This is a genomic window from Coleofasciculus sp. D1-CHI-01 (assembly GCF_040218875.1).
GTDB lineage: Bacteria > Cyanobacteriota > Cyanobacteriia > Cyanobacteriales > Coleofasciculaceae > Coleofasciculus.
On the sequence record NZ_JAVJQP010000068.1, the window covers coordinates 1 to 17,338 of the forward strand.

The following is a 17,338-nucleotide window of genomic DNA, read 5'->3' on the forward strand; positions in this document are numbered from 1 at the left end:
GATTGCCTTTTCCAATAAGCGCTGGCTGCACTTCTTCATGTTGTTTGTCCCCGTGACAGGCTTGTGGATGAGTTCAGTGGGTGTGATTGGCTTAGCGGTAAACCTGCGGGCGTATGACTTCGTGTCCCAGGAAATCCGGGCAGCAGAAGACCCCGAATTTGAGACATTCTACACCAAGAACATTCTGCTCAACGAAGGAGTTCGAGCTTGGTTGGCGCCTCAAGACCAACCCCACCAGAAGTTTGAATTCCCTGAGGAAGTTCTACCTCGCGGTAACGCACTCTAATAAGTTGGGTTTAGTCATCAACTTTGTTCCCCTGCCTTCGGGTAGGGTTTTTTTATATCTCCAAAGAACTACGAGAAAGCTAGGATTAAGGTTGCTAGATTACCCACAAAACTCAGGGCGGGTTTAGTCGCATCTGGGTGAGGTGAGAAACGATAATAGTGAAACCCGCCCCTACATTCATCAAAACCAGGTTCCTTCGAGGGTCGCGAAGGGTCAATACTCAAAACTTCCCCCTTTCCCCCTTGCCAAATCCAAATGGTGTGTTATTCTAATTAAAGGTGAATAAACACCAAATAACTAACGGAAATCAAAAAACCGTACAGGAATTAAGGAGGTGATGCCCATGAGCGATAGTAGTAAAATTATGGGTCATCTGATTGGAGTTAGCCGGCTGTGCGCCGGGGCTGTTCTCTAACAGTTAGCTCAGTTCTCTTCGGAGAACTCATATATTGAGAAACTGGGCTGGTTAAGGAGTTCCTTCCGGCAGTCTGGTTTCAATCAGAAGACCCGCTAGACCGCTCTCACTATAAGTGCTATAGATTTTATCTAAGTGCTTCCCGTGAGAGCGGATAGTTTTTTGGGGATTTTTTTAAAGTTGAAGGTGGGAGAAAAGGTATGGCTGAGTTACTCAGTGACGCAGAAATTCAAGAAAAAGTCAAGTCATTAGAAGGCTGGACTGTTGAAGGGAAAAAGTTACACACAACTCGCCAATTCAAAGATTTTGTCGAAGCGATCGCCTTTGTCAATAAGATTGTTGAACCAGCAGAAGCGGCTGGACATCATCCTGATTTAGGGATTTCGTATAACAAGGTGACAATTAGTCTCACCACCCATGATGCTGGGGGTTTGACCGCTAATGACTTTGAGATGGCTCAAACGCTGTCCCAGTTAAGCGCATAGCTGTAAAATGCGGATATGGCAAGGGCTTAAGTACCAGTTTTAAAACCTTGACATCTAGGACTGCTTGTGTAATACAAGCAGCCATTTTAGATATATAATTGGCAGTATTAGCCAAAAGCTGACTGACTGGCAGATGGACAAGAGTTCCAAGATGAACCTGAAAATTAAGCGAAAAAATACCATCTGCCAATAGACGATGTACCATAGTGCGAGAAGGGCAATCAAATTCTTTCTGTAAAGGTGTGAGGACAGAAGATGTCGAAATTACTGTGGAAGTCTCTACTTATTAGCCCAGCGGTATTAGGTGTAACCTTGGTTTCATCTACAGTGGGCGTCCGTGCAGCCGATAGCGCCAATCTGCCTATCGCTGACACTCAAACAGCAATACCAGAAGTTCAGCTTGGTGGTGTTGCTGATATTACAGTTTCAGAGGAAATTGCAGTCAATCCGGAACAGTTAAGTCCAGCCAGTCTGGAGGTGAAGCCAGAGGCACAACCGACCTTGGCTCAAATAGTCCCTGCTACGCCCAATGATGCTGAGATTTTAAATCAAATCAATGACTATAGCAGCGAAGGCGGAAACTCCAGCGGACAAGTAACCAGTGTCGGTCAGTTACGCGACGTTTCTCCGGGAGACTGGGCGTATGAAGCGCTACGTAGCCTAGTCGAACGCTACGGTTGTATCGCTGGGTATCCAGATGGTACGTATCGGGGCAACCGGGCGCTAACTCGTTACGAATTTGCCGCTGGTTTGAATGCTTGTTTACAGCAAATTGAGCGTCTTTTACCTGGTGGCGGCTTTGATGAAACTGAGTTAGAAACCCTGCGGCGGTTGATTCAGGAATTTGAAGCGGAACTGGCAACCCTAGGGGCGCGAGTTGATAACCTAGAAGGTCGTGTGGCGTTCTTGGAAGATAATCAGTTCTCCACAACGACTAAGTTACGGGGTGAAGTCATCTTTGCCCTCACTGACGAGTTTAATTCTGACTTTGACAATAACACCGTCTTCCAAGACCGGATTCGTCTAGCACTGAATACCAGCTTTACTGGTCAGGATCTGTTGGTTACCCGTCTAGCTGCAGGAAATGCAGAGCTCCTGAATACGGGTGCAGGTTTTGAAGCGACTCAAACCTTCAACATCGGAAATACAGGAGGCAATGATGTCATTGTAGACTGGCTAGCATACTACTTTAACTTTGGCAGCTCCAAAGTTTATGTTGCTGGTGCAGGTGGTATTCATAGTGACTATGCTCCTACCCTGAATCCCTACTTTGAAGATTACGACGGTGGTAATGGTGCGCTGTCTGCTTTTGCTTCTGAAAGCCCCATTTATCGTATCGGTGGTGGTGCAGGTGCAGCTATTAGCTTAGGTGCAGGTCCACTAGAACGAGTCTTAGGACCAAGTACGTTGACTCTGGGTTACTTGGCAGGTCCAGGTGCAGAAAATCCCGGTGAAGATTTGGGTATCTTAAACGGTGAATATGCGGCACTAGCCCAGTTGAATTTCAACCTTGGTGATCGGATTGGTATTGGTGCGACTTATGTCCACGGTTACCATAATGCTGGTAGCGCCATCTTTGATATTGGTGGTGGTGCAGGTACAGGAACAGATTTTGGTGATGGTGTTGTTGGTACTTCGCTGGCTAATAACCCAGGTGGCTTTGTTCAGAATGCCGAATTTGGTAGCTCTACTGTAAACCGGGTTCCTACTGTTACTAACACCTACGGGATACAAGCAGCATTCCGCTTGAGTGAAACAATTTCAATTAGTGGCTATGGTGCCTACACCGATGCAATCCTAATTGGTCGAGGCGATAGTGAAATCTGGACGTATGGTGCTGGCGTAGCCTTGGCTGACTTGGGTAAGGAAGGTAACGTACTCGGTATTTTTGGCGGTGTACAACCCTACGCCGGAAGTATTAATACTCCAAGCAATAATTTTGAACGAGGGGATGACGAGTTACCCTGGCACGTTGAAGCTTTCTACAAGTATCAACTCACGGATAATATCTCCCTGACTCCAGGTCTCATCTGGCTGCTTAATCCCAACCAAAATGACGATAATGATGATGCGGTCATCGGTACTCTGAGAACGACGTTCACGTTCTAAGCTAATTCGACAACAGCAAAATTAGCCTGAAACTTCATTAATTAGATGACCCCGCCATTGAGCGGGGTTTTTTAACCTTGCCAACCTAAACCAACAAACCCCACCGGAAAACCGGGGTATACTGGGAATGATTGACCTGACATGAATCAATTTCTGTGGAACTCTCCTGTAAGACCGAATACACCCTGCTGGCTCTCCTAGAACTCACGGGTCATTACAATGAGGGAGAACCCTTACAAATCCGACAGATTGCCGCGCAACAAAATATTCCCGATCGCTATTTAGAACAACTTCTGGCAACCCTGAGACGTGGCAATTTAGTCCGTAGCCAACGGGGGGCTAAAGGGGGCTACCTCCTAGCGCGAGAACCTTGGACTATTACCCTATTGGATGTTATTAACTGCCTAGATGGTTCAACCACACCCGTCTCTGGAAACCAAAAAACTGTAACAACCGAAGAAAGTGCGATCGTTCAAGAAACCTGGCAAGACGTCCGCGATCGCACCAATGATATCTTGCGAGACTATACACTGCAAGATTTATGGGAGAAACTGAATAACAGGCAACAGTTGAACATTATGTATTACATCTAATATTATGATGTCCCTGTTCCCCGTTCCCTAACAAAGGACATAAAACGTAGCTTGCTTCTTTTTGGGAGTGAGTGTGACATAAGACGAATGACAAATGACAAATGACGAATGCCAATCATTACCACACATTAGATATCCACCCGCAAGCAACAACCCAAGAAATTAAGCAAGCCTATCGACGTTTAGCTAAACGCTTTCATCCCGATAGCCACACTGAAACCGCTAACTCGGAAAAAATCATCGAGATTAATGGGGCGTATGAAATTCTCAGTGATCCTCAGCGACGCCATTCTTACGATCAACAGCTTTTCAATTCCCAGTTTTCCTCTAAACGCCGCACTCGCCAACAGCGCCACGAAGCGGCTCGAAAACAGTATAAACGTCAACGAACGCGATCGCATAATGCTGATACCCACCTAGAAAGCTGGTTGCAACAAGTCTACAAACCCGTGAACCGATTGATTATTCCCATCCTCAAATCCTTAAATACTCAAATCAATCAACTGGCGGCTGATCCCTTTGACGACGAACTCATGGAAGACTTTCAGACGTATCTAGAAAACTGTCGTCACGATCTCAATCAGGCTCAAATTACCTTTCGTTCCCAACCCAATCCCGCCCCTGTTGCTGGTGTTGCGGCGAATTTGTATTACTGTCTCAATCAGTTGGGGGATGGTATTGATGAGTTAGAACGGTTTACCTTCAACTACGACGAACATTACCTGCACATAGGTCAAGAACTCTTCAGAATCGCCACCAGCTTACGCCACGACGCTCAAGATGCCATTAAGCATCTAAATTATTAACTATAAAATATTAATTCCCTGTTCCCTGTTACACACCGAGCGAAGCCGAGGTGTTCCCCGTTCCCTGTTCCCTGACCAATGACCAATATTCGTTTATCCTAGAAATAAGGTTAATTTACATAATTTTACAGATTCTTGCTAAAAAAACGCATGAAATGCATCATTAACCGCCGCGCCCAGTTCTCCGCCAGTCATCGCTATTGGTTACCTGAACTGAGTGAAGCTCAAAACAAGCAGCAATTTGGTCGAGGTGCCCAGTTTCCTGGTCATGGACATAATTATGTCCTCTTTGTTTCCCTTGAAGGTGACCTAGACGAATACGGTATGGTGCAAAACCTATCCCAGGTGAAAAAAGTGATCAAGCAAGAGATCACCAGCCAATTGGACTATGCCTATCTGAATCATACTTGGCTAGACTTTCAGGAAACCCTACCCACGACCGAAAACATTGCGCGTGTTATCTGGCAAAAGCTAGCACCTTATTTGCCGCTTGTCAAGATTCAGCTATTTGAACATCCAGAACTTTGGGCTGATTATTTAGGAAACGGAATGGAAGCATATCTCACCATATCGACCCACTTTAGCGCCGCTCATCGGCTGGCTCATCCCCAACTCAGTTATGACCAAAACTGTGAAATCTATGGCAAATGCGCTCGTCCCAATGGTCATGGACACAATTATCATTTAGAGGTAACAGTAAAAGGGGAAATCGACCCGCGCACCGGGATGATTGTCGATTTGGGAGCCTTGCAGAAGGTAATCGATGATTATGTCGTAGAGCCCTTTGACCATACCTTCCTGAACAAAGATATCCCCTACTTTGACCAGGTTGTGCCGACGGCAGAAAATATTGCCATCTATATTCGGCAATTGCTCCAGTCACCGATCAAAAAATTAGGAGCGAAACTGCATAAAGTTAAACTCATTGAAAGTCCCAATAACTCCTGTGAAGTCTATTGTACAGGTGAAACATCATCGGTAGAACCGGACGCGATCGCATCTCCTGTTCTAACATTTGTTTAGGGGGGAGTAAGCTGTGCGGCATTTAAACCTTAATGTCAGTCAATAATGGTGAAATCCTTGTAGTGCGTTTAGCGAAGCCATGCCGCAGGCTTTGCATCTTGCTCGCTACTAATACCCAATTTAAATGCATGACAGCTTATCATATCTACTCTATGATGATGTTGGTCTATTAGTCAGCGCTTAAACCCCTGCCCCTGCCTTCCATAGTCGTTAAGAGTATAGATCCCCGACTTTTTAGAGAAGTCGGGGATCTGGGTGCTGTTTGGCTTCCGGATGCTTCTTTCCCACTCACGTAACGAGTGAATAGAAGAGGGGAGCATTGACATTCTCCCACCGTTAAATCAAAGATTGTAGCGGGATCATTCTCGCTGATTGAGGTAAATGAGCCAGGTATGGCAGAGTTTGAGTATCAGTTTTTTGCTTTCACCGAAGTCATGAGAAAAACTTTTGGTAAGATAGGCGAAAGCTTAATATTCTGCCTATTATACCCATCCTGCTCAGACAAACGATAAAATGTCCTACTTGAGGTCACAGTAGAGGAACTATGGAACCGAATCCACAAAAATCTGAATATACTGAGGGTAATCCCCCAGAGGTCAAGACGGCTCAAGCCGACGCTACAAAAAGCCCAGAGTCTAAAGTAGATGTCAATGTTGACCAACCTGGGACAGTTGCCCAACTCCCGGCTAATAATCAAGCCAAGCTTCCCGCAGCGGGTCAAACCACGGATCAAGCTTGGCAGGAATGGGTACAGCCTGTGTTTGACTTCCTGTCCAAACTTCCGGCGATAATCAGTGCATTTTATTACGAGTACCAACAAGCCATCATTTTGATTGGGCTAGTGATAGCTGGCTTTATCACCGTGTATGTCACCCTAGCTGTACTGGATGCCATTAACGACATTCCCTTATTAGCCCCAATTTTTGAACTGGTTGGGATTGGTTACACAATCTGGTTTATTGCCCGTTATCTTTGGAAAGCTGAAAGCCGCCAAGAATTGGCTCAAGAGTTTGAATCTCTTAAAGGACAATTGCTTGGCAAAGACTCGACTCAGAGTTAAGTTAATCTCTATCCCTACCTGAACTCGGATTTGGGTGGGGATAATTCTAAAAAACCAGTCCTGGGACTTATGCATAAGGGCGGGTTTTGTTGTTCCGTTGTTGGTGAGGAGGGCGGGTTTTGTTGTTCCGTTATTTCAGCAATAGCTGACTTTAGTCCCTAAACCCGCCCCTACAGTCCCTAAACCCGCCCCTACAGTCCCTAAACCCGCCCCTACAGTCCTTACTTAAACCCATCCCTACAGTCCTTAAACCCATCCCTACAATTAACTTAAATTAACTCGAATAATTTTAGGTAAACGAACAATTTCTGACGCCCCCTCCTGACTGAGTTGATTGGCTGTTAATGACTTCACTAAATCAGAAATGCCTTCTGCTCCGGTTTTTTGCAGGGTTTGCAAAAGCTGATAACTATGGCTAATTAACTCTGTAACCTGAATTTCCTCATAAATAGGTTGGTAGTCCCCTAAGCGTCTAATTCCCTCCCCAAGCAAAATGACAGCGCCACGCCAGTTAAGATTATTGAGATGGTAGCAAGCTACCGAAATTTGCAATATACCTTGATAAAACTGTTTGTTTGGTTCGGCAGCCTCCATCCACAATGCCTCTAAGGTGTCATGACAGGCATAAAATTCCTGTTGATTAAATTGCTCAACACCTTGCCAAAATTGCTCAGTCATAGGTGATTAATTCTAGAGTATGAGTCATTGGTCATTTAGAGTTGAAAATGACCAATGACTTAAAGACAATTAAGCCATGCTATCTCGAACGGATTGAAGCTCCTCGATGGTAATTTCCTGCTGTTCTCCAGAAAATTCGTTGTCTGGTGTCAAAAACAACATACAGTGGCATTCTTTGCGCTCACGCATGGGGATGCAAGGACAATTCCAGTAGGTGGCTTTCACCTCAGCTTCTTTGTCTTCGTAATGACGGCATGGACATAGGGGTGAACCTAAATCATCTTTATGCTTCGCTAATCCTTCGATGACGACAGCCGTTACCGACGGGTCAGCACAAAAGTAGGTGTCCGTTCGTTTAGCATAGGTTTCGGCGAAATTTTTCATCGCCGCCAGTGTTTTCTCATTGGAAAGATTTGTGCTTTCTGATGTACTCATAAGTAAAATTCGCTAGATACCTTATTCCTTAGTGTGGTTGTTCACTTTTCTTTGCATTTTAACGCAAGCCTTCTAAGTAGGGCTTGCTGAATAACCCAAAAACCTTGAGCCATCAATGCTTTGAGCAGTAGAGAAGGTTGTTCATCTTCAAGGAAATGTGAGACTATCTATCAAAACTATGGCGATAAAATCACCGAAAATGTACCCTTGCTTCCCCTGCTCCCCCTGCGTCCCCCGCTTCCCCCGCTCTTCCTGCTTTTTACCTTAAGTTGACACCAAGGGTACTGCCCACCAGCCTCATCTGAGCGTGCCATTCCGGTTAAGTCCGGGTAAGGGACTGCTGTAGCTGACGTTGTAAGCCTTCCTCTGTATCGATGATTCTACCCGTGCAATTGGTCAGTCCTGAAGTGTGTCGGTCAGGTTGGGCTACTGTGGATGGTGACCAAAATAACCAACGACTACCCGGAGGAAGGGAATTGAGACTAGCGGATTGTTGGGTGAGCCAAATTAAGGGAAGATGGGGAGGATCGCCAGCGTCTGCATCTTCTCCCGGTTGGGTTGCAGCTAGGGCTTCTAAGACAACTTGATTCCCGTGTAATAATCCGGTTCTAGCTGTCCAGAGTCTAGCATCAAGCTGACGAGAACAGGCATAGAAATAAAGGGAAGCGGCGGCAATCACGGCTGATTCAAAATCCTCAGATTGCCAACTTACCGCACTATCAAGGCAAATGACAATTTCTTGAGACCCCGTAAAGACTTCTAACTCCCGTACCATCAATTCTCCATACCGGGCGCTGGTACGCCAGTGAATCAGACGAGTTGGATCACCCACCCGGTAAGGTCGTAGCGATCGCGTCAGGTCTTCTGTGGCGGATTGAGAACGGCGATCGCTTAACAGTTGTAGACTATCATCTGTGCCAATTTCGTCAACGATTGGACAACTGGTTAAGGGTAATACTGTAGGATACACAATCGCTGTGGCTGGCGCATGGCGGCTACGACGACACCAAAATAATCCTAAGGGGTTTCCAGTTCTTAGTTGGATTTCGTGCCAGTGGTAGACGCCCCGCTTAGTGGTGGAATGGAAATAAACCCAGTGATAGACCCCCCTTGGCGCAATGGTTTCGATCGCGGTTTGCATGGGTTTTCCCAGTTCAGATTGGAGAATGTCCTGAACTTGTAATAACGTTTTGGATTTAGGGGTAGGATTTTCGATATCGATTTCAATGGTGAGTTCATCACCCGCACTAACTGGAAAGATAGGACGGCGGTGGACTTGAAGATGACGTAGCGATCGCGGCGGTAAGATGACAGCTAATCCCAATAGCGCAAACGTTATACCACTGATGACATACAGCCACCCTGACATAGTATTGGTCGCCGCACCAAAGAAACAAATCGCAATACCCGCTAATATCCATCCAGCATAAGCAGGAGTGACCCAATGGGTTTCTAACCAATCCGTGATCCGAGTGATGATGCCCATTTAACACACTCCCTACCCCGCTTAGGCTTTGATCGTCTCACATTAAATCCAAAAAATAGATTATAGATTATTTACTGTTGATGAAACCATGCCGTTAGTGCCACCGCCAAAGCATCGGCTGCATCATCTGGCTTAGGTATACTCTCTAAATTCAACTCTCGCCCCACCGCTTGCTGTACCTCGTGCTTGTCTGCATTCCCATAACCTGTCAACGCTTGCTTCACCTGTCCAGGTGTAAACTCTACCATTGACACCTGATGCTGGGCTAACACCAAGGTGACAACCCCCCGTGCCTGAGCCACAGTAATTGTATTACCCATCCGGTAAAAAAACAGCTTCTCGACGGCAACTAGATCCGGTTGGCACTGCTCCAGGATAGTATGTAAATCTTCGTAAATTGTACAGAGTCGCTTTCCCAATTCTGTCCGCGCTGGCGTCTGAATTACACCAAAATCCAATAACTGTACAGATTCAGATGTCGATTTTCCCCGAACCTTGGTCATTGGTTTAACTTCAGCGTGGCAGATAATTGCCCCAAAGCCTAAAATCGCTAACCCTGGGTCTAGTCCTAAAATTCGCTTTCCCATCTACCTTGCTATCTCCTAGAACACCAGTCTAGTGCATGATGGCAAACGTTTCTGAACTCATGGACGCAAGCCCAGTTGGGTTCTAACGTGTCATTCTGAGCCTAGCGAAGGGTCAAAACTTCCTCATTCAGCCAGATGCCATGAACAGTAAGACCTGTATTCAAGGGATGATTGTGTAGCTCGTGTTACAGTTTTGAGGAATTCTAGCATCGACTTCGATGACACCGACTGGTGTTCTAGTCGTTGTGATTCTTGACGTTCTCCGTTGGATTAATCAGTCGTCCCGGTATAATTTCCAGAATGTATCCTGACCAACCTATCCTCCCAGCTAATAAAAGAATATGGCACAGTTGACAGCAGACAATCCTACACCTCCCGTCAAGGACTTGAGCAATTGCCCTGCTCTTAGCTAAAGTCTATCCAGTTTTGTTCTCCGTTTCTGGTATCAGCAATGTCCTCAATTAGTCTCCTCAAACGCGCTCTACGAACCCTGCATAACGAGTCAAGAGGTAGGACGCCCCGACAATTCAATCGGTGGTTTAAGTGGTTAGCCCCTGGACTATTCGTCAAACGCTGGTTGCTTCTGAGTGCCATAGGTGTACTACTGACAAGTCTGGGGGTAGCGATTTGGGCAAAGCTAACCCCCATTTTTTACTTAATCCAACTCACGTCCACCATTCTGGAAACAATCACCACGGTTATTCCCAACTATGTATCTGGACCGATCGCGATTATTTGTGGTCTGATGTTTATCTTCTGGGGACAAACCCGGACGGTGGGCTCGATTACTGAGGCACTAAAACCCGGAGGGGATGAAGAACTGGTAGACGTGCTGATCGCCCATCGTCGCCTGTATCGCGGTCCGAAAATTGTCGTCGTGGGAGGCGGTACTGGGTTGTCTACCTTACTCCGAGGACTGAAAATTTACAGCGCCCATATCACTGCCATTGTCACCGTAGCCGATGATGGCGGTTCCTCTGGGCGGCTGCGGCAAGAATTTGGGGTTTTGCCTCCGGGAGATATTCGCAACTGTTTGGCAGCTTTAGCAGACCAAGAAAAACTATTAACCGAACTGTTTCAATACCGTTTCTCAGCGGGGAATGGTCTGGTGGGTCACAGTTTTGGTAATTTATTCTTGACGGCAATGAGCGAGATTACCGGGGACTTAGAACGGGCAATTGCCGCCAGTTCTCAAGTTTTAGCCGTGCGCGGACGAGTTCTTCCGGCGACATTGAGTGATGTCTGTCTCTGGGCAGAATTAGAAGATGGGCGTCGGATTGAAGGCGAATCGAATATTACGGCTGCCAATGGTAAAATCGTCAAGATGGGTTGCACGCCAGAAAATCCTCCAGCTCTTCCCGCCGTTCTCAAAGCGATTCACGAAGCCGATTACATTATTATTGGTCCGGGTAGTCTGTATACCAGCATCCTGCCGAATCTGTTAGTGCCAGAAATTACGGATGCGATCGCGGCAAGTACGGCTCCCCGAATCTATGTGTGTAATATCATGACTCAACCGGGTGAAACGGACGGATATACGGTTGCTGATCATATTCGCGCCCTGGACAATGGTTGTGGTCACTCTTTGTTTGATGCGGTTTTGGTGCATCGAAAAGTGCCTTCTGCCGAAGCATTGATTAAGTATGCCCAAGTCAATTCCCACCCGGTTTTTCTGGATCGCGAAGAAACCGAAGAGTTAGGACGCCGCATTGTTTTAGCGAATGTCATGGATGAAGATGAGAACACGAATCTAGTGCGCCATAATCCGGAAAAGTTAGCACGGGTGTTACTACGCTGGTACAGTCGCGCTCATCTGATGTAAAAGGGGTAAGGAATGACTAAATTCCGTCTAACCGATGCACAAGCCACGCGATCGCTCGGTGTTCGTCTGGGGGAATCTTTGAGAGCGGGTAGCGTGATTTTGCTAGAGGGGGATTTAGGTGCGGGTAAAACCACACTGGTGCAGGGAATTGGTGCAGGTTTGGGAATCACCGACGCGATTGTCAGTCCCACGTTTACTCTGATTAACGAATATCCCGAAGGACGCATTCCCCTCTATCATCTAGATTTATACCGCCTAGAACCCGAAGCCGTAGCCGCGTTAGACCTAGAAAGCTATTGGGAAGGCGTGGAAATGCCCTTGGGAATCGTCGCGATCGAGTGGGCGGATCGATTACCCTATTTACCAGAATCTTATCTGCATTTGAATTTAACCTATTTAAGCGAAGGTGGACGTCAAGCCCAACTGATTTCTGTCTCGACGGGGAAATCTGAGGCGGCGATAAAACTGCCTCTATAAGGTAAGTAGGTGAGGACAATTAAAGTTAACGGTAGGGATCGTCATTCGTCATTCATCATTTGTCATTTGTAAGGGTTTGAGGCTTGTTAACATGTCTTAGTACAGCGGACAAATGCTCAATCACTCCAAATTCGCCAAATTCATTTTACTAGAGCCATTTTTAAACTCATTCTGATAGGCATTTATTTTCTCGACAAATTCTTCGGTCAACCGCATAAACGCTTTTGCCCCTGAAGAATTGGGAGAAGCGATAACCGCCGGCATAAAACTATCAACCGCCTTAGCCACATTCACATCCATCGGAATGCGATTCTTAAACAATTGCGTCGGAACAAAATCTTCGGTTACCCGATTCATCACCTGCTTGTAATATCGACCCAGCAATCCTCCGGATAAAATAAAGACAATGCCTAATAACTGTAAGTCGAGAGACATGTTAGACTTATGACTCTCCTTCAATTTGGCAATCCGCCGTTCTAAAAGCTGAATTCCCACAACCGATAAAGGTTCAGGACGAGCTGGAAGTAAATAAAAATCACTGGCAACAATACCGCTACGGGTTAACAGATTATAGCCAGGAGCGCAATCTAAGATAATAAAGTCATAGTTATCTATCACAGGTTCTAAAATACTTTTAATCAACAGCCGCTCAAACCGATTCCACACCTGATTAAAATTGGGAGTCTCTTCGCGACTGGCTTCTTGATGCAGCATCTCGGAGACTAAATACTCATCATACAGATCAATATCTCCCGGCAATAAATCCAATCCTTTTACCGAACAAACGTAAGATTTAATAACATCCTGAATCGTCAGCTTGGCGTGGCGATTGGGACGAATTGCCTTATCAATTAACTGATTCAGCGTGCGTCTCGCTTTTCTGGCTTTAGCAAAATCTTGAGGGGCGATTAAGCTGAGTGTAGCGCTGATTTGGGTATCTAAATCAACCACTAAAACCCGTTTTTGATGCTGTTTCGCCAAGCAAGTTGCCAAGTTGACGGTTAGCGTCGTCTTTCCAACGCCGCCTTTCATGTTAACTGTGGCAATGACAAATCCCATGATAAAATCCTTTTGGAGAAACGTTACCCAGTTAGGTATCAGCCCGCCTAGATTATAAACGCCGTATTGCGTCTGAAAATTCCCTAGCTTTCGGCAACAGTCTACTATAGTAAGCGATTTTACCCATCCTTTGTGAATAAGTTTCTGTAGGGGCGGGTTTCACGACTATCGTTTGAAATGGTGCGTTACGCTTCGCTAACGCACCCTACACCCGCCCCGCCTCAAGGATAAAATTGTCACAGGGTATATCGTTACGCCCGGTTTCCACCAGACGGGCGGGTTTCGTCAAGTTATGGGTTTGTGCCAAACTGTCATCGGTAAAACCCGCCCCTACAACCCTGTCTTCCTATTCCTTATCGTTATTTCCATCTTCCCCGCCACCTGAGGTTACGCCATTCGCTGGAGAAATTCTTTGGTTAACTCGGTAAACGCTTTAGCACCCGTGGAGGTGGGTTCAGTGAGAACCACAGGTTGAAACTCATCAACGGCTTTAGCGATGGCGACATTGGTGGGAATTTCGGTGATAAAGACTTTATCGTCACCAAAATCAGAACGGACTCGCTTCTTGACTTTCCTTGCCATCGTCGTCGCATGACCGAGGGAAGAAAAGACAATACCCAGTAGATTGAGTGTAGCGCGATCGCTCTGCTTAAGTCTCCGGATACGACCTTCCAAAATCCCCATCCCCACAACCGATAAAGGTTCAGGCTTGGCGGGAATCAGATAAAAGTCACTGGCAATTATACCACTGCGCGTCAGTAAATTATCTCCTGGCGGGAAATCCAGCAGAATCCAGTCATAATTAGAGACAATCGGTTGCATAATCCGCTTCACTAACGCATCTTCCAGATGATTCCAGCCTTTTTCAAAGTCTTGCTGATGGCTATTGGCTTGTCTATAAATCTGGGTCGCTAATAAGAAATCGTTGTACAGTTCTATATTTCCGGGAATCAAGTCCAATCCTTTGACCTGACAAATGTTGGGGATAATCACATCCTTAACGGTAAGGAAGGATAACGAATCGGATTGAAAGGCTTGATTAACTAATTGTTGTAGCGTGCGCTTTTGTTTACGGCATTTCGTAAACTGTACCGGAGGGATTAGGCTGAGAGTCGCATTAATCTGGGTATCGAGATCAACAATTAAGACTCGCATCCCATGGTCTTTCGCCAGACTTGTCCCCAAGTTGACGGTGAGTGTGGTTTTGCCCACACCCCCTTTCATATTGACGATTGAAATAACGTGTCCCATTCATGGTTGTTTTGACGATGCTTATATCATACTCGGCTCTGCCTGATTCGGTGGAGAGGGAGAACGTTAGTCAGGGTGAGTTTAGTCGCTTATGGGTCAAAAAGAAACTATAATAGTGAAACCCGCCCCTACACAAAACTCTCGCACTCCCTCTGCGTACCTCTGCGTTAAAACCTCTGCGTACCTCTGCGTTGAAAAAATATCCTTCCCCCTTCACAATTCAATCCTTTGGGCAAATAAACTCTGTAACCGTTGCAACTTCGCCCCAACTTTATAAAGTAAATCTCCTTTCCCCAAAAGATAAGCCGCTTCCGATTGTCTCCCGCCTAAAATAATCTCGGAATCCGCTTCACTAGCTGTCCGCAACGCCACTCTTCCTGGTAAATTTGACCGAATAATCGGTGTAACCACCCTCGCCTCTGGACGTTGAGTAGCAATAATTAAATGGATACCCGCCGCTCTCGCCTTTGAACCCAACCGTGTGATACTCAATTCTAAAGCATTGCGGATATCTTTTTCGGTCATAAAGTCAGCATATTCGTCAAAAATACAGACAAGACGCGGTAAAGGTGGATTATTCTTTTGATTATAAGCATCCAGGTGAGAACATCCAGCTTGCTCAAATCGCTGATAACGCCGTTCCATTTCTGTGACTAAATTATCCATCAGAGCGATCGCATTGTCGCTATCCTTGACGATAGGGGAGTATAACCAGGAGATTTGCTCAAATTCGGGAAAGGTGACACGCTTGGGATCAACCAGGGCGATTTTAAGCTGCTGAGGGGAATGGCGATAGAGTAAGGATAACAGGAGCGATCGCAAAAATTCACTCTTCCCGCTTCCGGTTGTTCCCCCCACCAAAAAGTGACAGGTATTCGCGTCTGATAAGTCAGCTTCTACCAGTTTCCCCTCTAAATCCACGCCAATGGCAATTTTTACTGGAGCCTGAATTGGTGTTATCGGGCGTGTGATATAATCCTCTAGCCGTGCTACTTGTCGATCGGGACGAGGTAAATCGACGCTAACATATCCAGGTTGGGGCGCAATTAGGGGGGGATTGGTAATCCCTAATTGTACCTGTAAATCAGCCGATAATTTCAGTAAAGCGCTAATCTTTACCCCCAAACTGGGTTTCAGTTTCACCCGGATAAACGCTGGACCAACGGCGGTTCCCACACAGGTAACATCTATCTTAAAGGATTGTAACGTCTCAACTAACTGTTGCGCGATCGCATCAGCATCAGGGGTCGTTTCTGGTTCGGGCTGAGGAGTTTCCCCTATCTCAGGAGTCGGCTGAGAGGGGATAGTTTGAGGCGTTTGAGTCGGCGCTGCTTCAGTAAATTCTAATAAATAGCGATGAACATGAGCCAGATAAACCGTGTCCATCTTAGCATAGTTTATCTGCTTTTCTGTCAAAGGGCGCTGTCCCCAGTCGCTTTGCTGTTCCTCTGTATCCACATTCGAGAATTGGCAAAGTTCTACCGCTAGAGTTTTCAGTTTCTTGTTGGAGACTTGCAGCGGATTAGCACGATTTCGTTTCGTCAGCTTTTTGACCATCTTATAGGTACAACTGACATTCTCCGCCTGTTCTTGACCGAGGAATTTTAGATCAAAACTGGCGTTATGAAAGACTTTTTCAATGCTGGGATTGACCATAATTTGTTCAATAAAATCATTCACCACATCCGGCTGTTCCAAAACATCGAAGATGTAAGCAGATTTACCGGTTCTATCGGTAGGATTGGCTAATACCTGAATCAAAGACAATCGATGATTGGGAGTATTCCAGTCAGCCACTTCGGTATCCAGCCAGAGGGTTTTAGCCGTCGTCAATTGCTGGATCATGACTCGAATATCAGCAGGTTCTCTCAGATAATGATTCGATTCATCACTATCAAAAAGCGTCTGACATTTTTCCTGCTGGGGGCAAATTTGGCACAGATGAAGCTGGGAGGTTGACGGTGGTGGAGCAGGTTGTCCGGGTTCCCAGGTTAACCATTCCTGCATCTGCTGTAATTTAGGCGGAATAAGCTGATGTACAGTATTTTCTAGCTGTTCCCAGGAATAGTAATATTCTTTAAATTCGGGTAAAACACAATAGATAGCCGAGTCAACGGGTAGCTTTGTCTTTTCCCAGAGTAGATGACTATAAACCGCAACTTGAGCTAACTGGGCTGATGGATCAACAGGTTCATAAGTTTTATATTCAACCACACAAAGTCGCTGGTGTTCGCTATCGAAAATTAAGTTATCAAATTGACCTTTAACGACTTGTTTTGTGCCATCAGGTAAGGTAAACTGATGCTGAATCAGTTTCGGATCGGGATCAATAAAAGTTTTACCAATCACCTCAGCCGCACTGTGATAGTGACGATTTTTAATTAACAGTTCTGCCCAACGCTGAATTAACCCCCGTAATCCTTGCCAAACTTGAAATAACGGCTGGGCTTTTCCGGGATCAGTTTGAGTAATGTCTTGAAAATAAGGATAAAAAGCGAGTTGATAAAACAACTGTTCCATCTGAGTCGCGATCGCCTCTTTTTTCAGGTGTTCTGGATCAGCTTCAAACAGTTGTCGAAATTTACTGTTTTGACAAGCCAGTTTGACAAACTGATTTGCCAGTTTATGAAACGTAGTACCAATTCCCTGTGAACTCTCTGGGGGTAAAAATAAACTTTTTCCGCCCAGTTTCTTTGATAAATAAAACAGGCGAGGACATTCAACAGCAACGCGAATATCAGTAGCGGTTAAGGAATTCGTCATGTT

At 45.8% G+C, this 17,338-nt stretch carries 15 protein-coding genes and 1 pseudogene; 9 read left to right on the forward strand and 7 right to left on the reverse strand.

The window, feature by feature from the left end:
• The 7 genes and pseudogenes from RIB93_RS12620 to RIB93_RS12650 form a co-directional block, all read left to right on the forward strand.
• Window positions 1-286, forward strand: a pseudogene (locus RIB93_RS12620) (photosystem II D2 protein (photosystem q(a) protein)); the annotation flags it as partial.
• 615 nt (window positions 287-901) lie between these two features.
• Entirely contained in the window at window positions 902-1,186 is a 285-nt protein-coding gene (locus RIB93_RS12625; RefSeq protein ID WP_446373113.1) for a 4a-hydroxytetrahydrobiopterin dehydratase, read from the forward strand.
• A 255-nt stretch (window positions 1,187-1,441) separates the two neighbouring features.
• On the forward strand, window positions 1,442-3,295 hold the full coding sequence (locus RIB93_RS12630; RefSeq protein WP_446373114.1) for an iron uptake porin: 1,854 nt from the start codon (window positions 1,442-1,444) through the stop codon (window positions 3,293-3,295).
• Window positions 3,296-3,450: 155 nt separating this feature from the next.
• Window positions 3,451-3,888, forward strand: a complete 438-nt coding sequence (locus RIB93_RS12635; RefSeq protein WP_446373115.1) for an RrF2 family transcriptional regulator — start codon at window positions 3,451-3,453, stop codon at window positions 3,886-3,888.
• Window positions 3,889-3,989: 101 nt separating this feature from the next.
• Window positions 3,990-4,694, forward strand: a complete 705-nt coding sequence (locus RIB93_RS12640) for a J domain-containing protein (RefSeq protein ID WP_446373116.1) — start codon at window positions 3,990-3,992, stop codon at window positions 4,692-4,694.
• 150 nt (window positions 4,695-4,844) lie between these two features.
• Window positions 4,845-5,717: a 6-pyruvoyl trahydropterin synthase family protein gene (locus tag RIB93_RS12645; protein WP_446373117.1), complete on the forward strand. Its 873-nt coding sequence runs from the start codon at window positions 4,845-4,847 to the stop codon at window positions 5,715-5,717.
• A 544-nt stretch (window positions 5,718-6,261) separates the two neighbouring features.
• Window positions 6,262-6,777, forward strand: coding sequence for a CAAD domain-containing protein (locus RIB93_RS12650; protein WP_446373118.1), 516 nt, complete (start codon window positions 6,262-6,264; stop codon window positions 6,775-6,777).
• Window positions 6,778-7,041: 264 nt separating this feature from the next.
• Here the strand turns inward: RIB93_RS12650 and RIB93_RS12655 are convergent, their stop codons facing one another.
• The 4 genes from RIB93_RS12655 to ruvC form a co-directional block, all read right to left on the reverse strand.
• The gene (locus tag RIB93_RS12655; protein ID WP_446373119.1) at window positions 7,042-7,455 is read right to left on the reverse strand and encodes a DUF309 domain-containing protein; all 414 of its coding nucleotides are present in this window, start codon (window positions 7,453-7,455) and stop codon (window positions 7,042-7,044) included.
• A gap of 69 nt (window positions 7,456-7,524) precedes the next feature.
• Window positions 7,525-7,890 (reverse strand): ferredoxin-thioredoxin reductase catalytic domain-containing protein, encoded by a 366-nt coding sequence (locus RIB93_RS12660; protein WP_006099813.1) that lies wholly within the window; start codon window positions 7,888-7,890, stop codon window positions 7,525-7,527.
• 319 nt (window positions 7,891-8,209) lie between these two features.
• Window positions 8,210-9,376 (reverse strand): DUF58 domain-containing protein, encoded by a 1,167-nt coding sequence (locus RIB93_RS12665; RefSeq protein ID WP_446373120.1) that lies wholly within the window; start codon window positions 9,374-9,376, stop codon window positions 8,210-8,212.
• 71 nt (window positions 9,377-9,447) lie between these two features.
• Window positions 9,448-9,963, reverse strand: coding sequence for a crossover junction endodeoxyribonuclease RuvC (ruvC, locus tag RIB93_RS12670; RefSeq protein WP_446373121.1), 516 nt, complete (start codon window positions 9,961-9,963; stop codon window positions 9,448-9,450).
• 451 nt (window positions 9,964-10,414) lie between these two features.
• Between ruvC and RIB93_RS12675 the strand changes: the two genes are divergently transcribed.
• Entirely contained in the window at window positions 10,415-11,785 is a 1,371-nt protein-coding gene (locus RIB93_RS12675; protein ID WP_446373122.1) for a gluconeogenesis factor YvcK family protein, read from the forward strand.
• A gap of 12 nt (window positions 11,786-11,797) precedes the next feature.
• Window positions 11,798-12,262: a tRNA (adenosine(37)-N6)-threonylcarbamoyltransferase complex ATPase subunit type 1 TsaE gene (gene tsaE, locus RIB93_RS12680; RefSeq protein ID WP_446373123.1), complete on the forward strand. Its 465-nt coding sequence runs from the start codon at window positions 11,798-11,800 to the stop codon at window positions 12,260-12,262.
• A 120-nt stretch (window positions 12,263-12,382) separates the two neighbouring features.
• Here tsaE and RIB93_RS12685 read toward each other — a convergent pair whose 3' ends face one another.
• The 3 genes from RIB93_RS12685 to RIB93_RS12695 form a co-directional block, all read right to left on the reverse strand.
• Complete coding sequence (locus tag RIB93_RS12685; protein WP_446373124.1) at window positions 12,383-13,321, reverse strand: ParA family protein; 939 nt, start codon at window positions 13,319-13,321, stop codon at window positions 12,383-12,385.
• Window positions 13,322-13,708: 387 nt separating this feature from the next.
• Window positions 13,709-14,572 carry a ParA family protein gene (locus tag RIB93_RS12690; RefSeq protein ID WP_446373125.1) on the reverse strand — a complete coding sequence of 288 codons (864 nt, stop codon included), beginning with the start codon at window positions 14,570-14,572 and terminating at the stop codon, window positions 13,709-13,711.
• Window positions 14,573-14,785: 213 nt separating this feature from the next.
• Window positions 14,786-17,335: a DNA translocase FtsK gene (locus RIB93_RS12695; RefSeq protein WP_446373126.1), complete on the reverse strand. Its 2,550-nt coding sequence runs from the start codon at window positions 17,333-17,335 to the stop codon at window positions 14,786-14,788.
• Between the last annotated feature and the right edge of the window lie 3 nt (window positions 17,336-17,338).

Bases quoted from the DNA above. Each gene is read 5' to 3' on its own strand.
- RIB93_RS12685 (WP_446373124.1), bottom strand. From the start codon at position 13,321: ATGGGATTTGTCATTGCCACAGTTAACATGAAAGGCGGCGTTGGAAAG.
- RIB93_RS12645 (WP_446373117.1), top strand. From the start codon at position 4,845: ATGAAATGCATCATTAACCGCCGCGCCCAGTTCTCCGCCAGTCATCGC.
- RIB93_RS12660 (WP_006099813.1), bottom strand. From the start codon at position 7,890: ATGAGTACATCAGAAAGCACAAATCTTTCCAATGAGAAAACACTGGCG.
- ruvC (WP_446373121.1), bottom strand. From the start codon at position 9,963: ATGGGAAAGCGAATTTTAGGACTAGACCCAGGGTTAGCGATTTTAGGC.
- RIB93_RS12675 (WP_446373122.1), top strand. From the start codon at position 10,415: ATGTCCTCAATTAGTCTCCTCAAACGCGCTCTACGAACCCTGCATAAC.
- RIB93_RS12625 (WP_446373113.1), top strand. From the start codon at position 902: ATGGCTGAGTTACTCAGTGACGCAGAAATTCAAGAAAAAGTCAAGTCA.
- RIB93_RS12690 (WP_446373125.1), bottom strand. From the start codon at position 14,572: ATGGGACACGTTATTTCAATCGTCAATATGAAAGGGGGTGTGGGCAAA.
- RIB93_RS12655 (WP_446373119.1), bottom strand. From the start codon at position 7,455: ATGACTGAGCAATTTTGGCAAGGTGTTGAGCAATTTAATCAACAGGAA.
- RIB93_RS12665 (WP_446373120.1), bottom strand. From the start codon at position 9,376: ATGGGCATCATCACTCGGATCACGGATTGGTTAGAAACCCATTGGGTC.
- RIB93_RS12650 (WP_446373118.1), top strand. From the start codon at position 6,262: ATGGAACCGAATCCACAAAAATCTGAATATACTGAGGGTAATCCCCCA.
- RIB93_RS12640 (WP_446373116.1), top strand. From the start codon at position 3,990: ATGACGAATGCCAATCATTACCACACATTAGATATCCACCCGCAAGCA.
- RIB93_RS12695 (WP_446373126.1), bottom strand. From the start codon at position 17,335: ATGACGAATTCCTTAACCGCTACTGATATTCGCGTTGCTGTTGAATGT.
- RIB93_RS12630 (WP_446373114.1), top strand. From the start codon at position 1,442: ATGTCGAAATTACTGTGGAAGTCTCTACTTATTAGCCCAGCGGTATTA.
- tsaE (WP_446373123.1), top strand. From the start codon at position 11,798: ATGACTAAATTCCGTCTAACCGATGCACAAGCCACGCGATCGCTCGGT.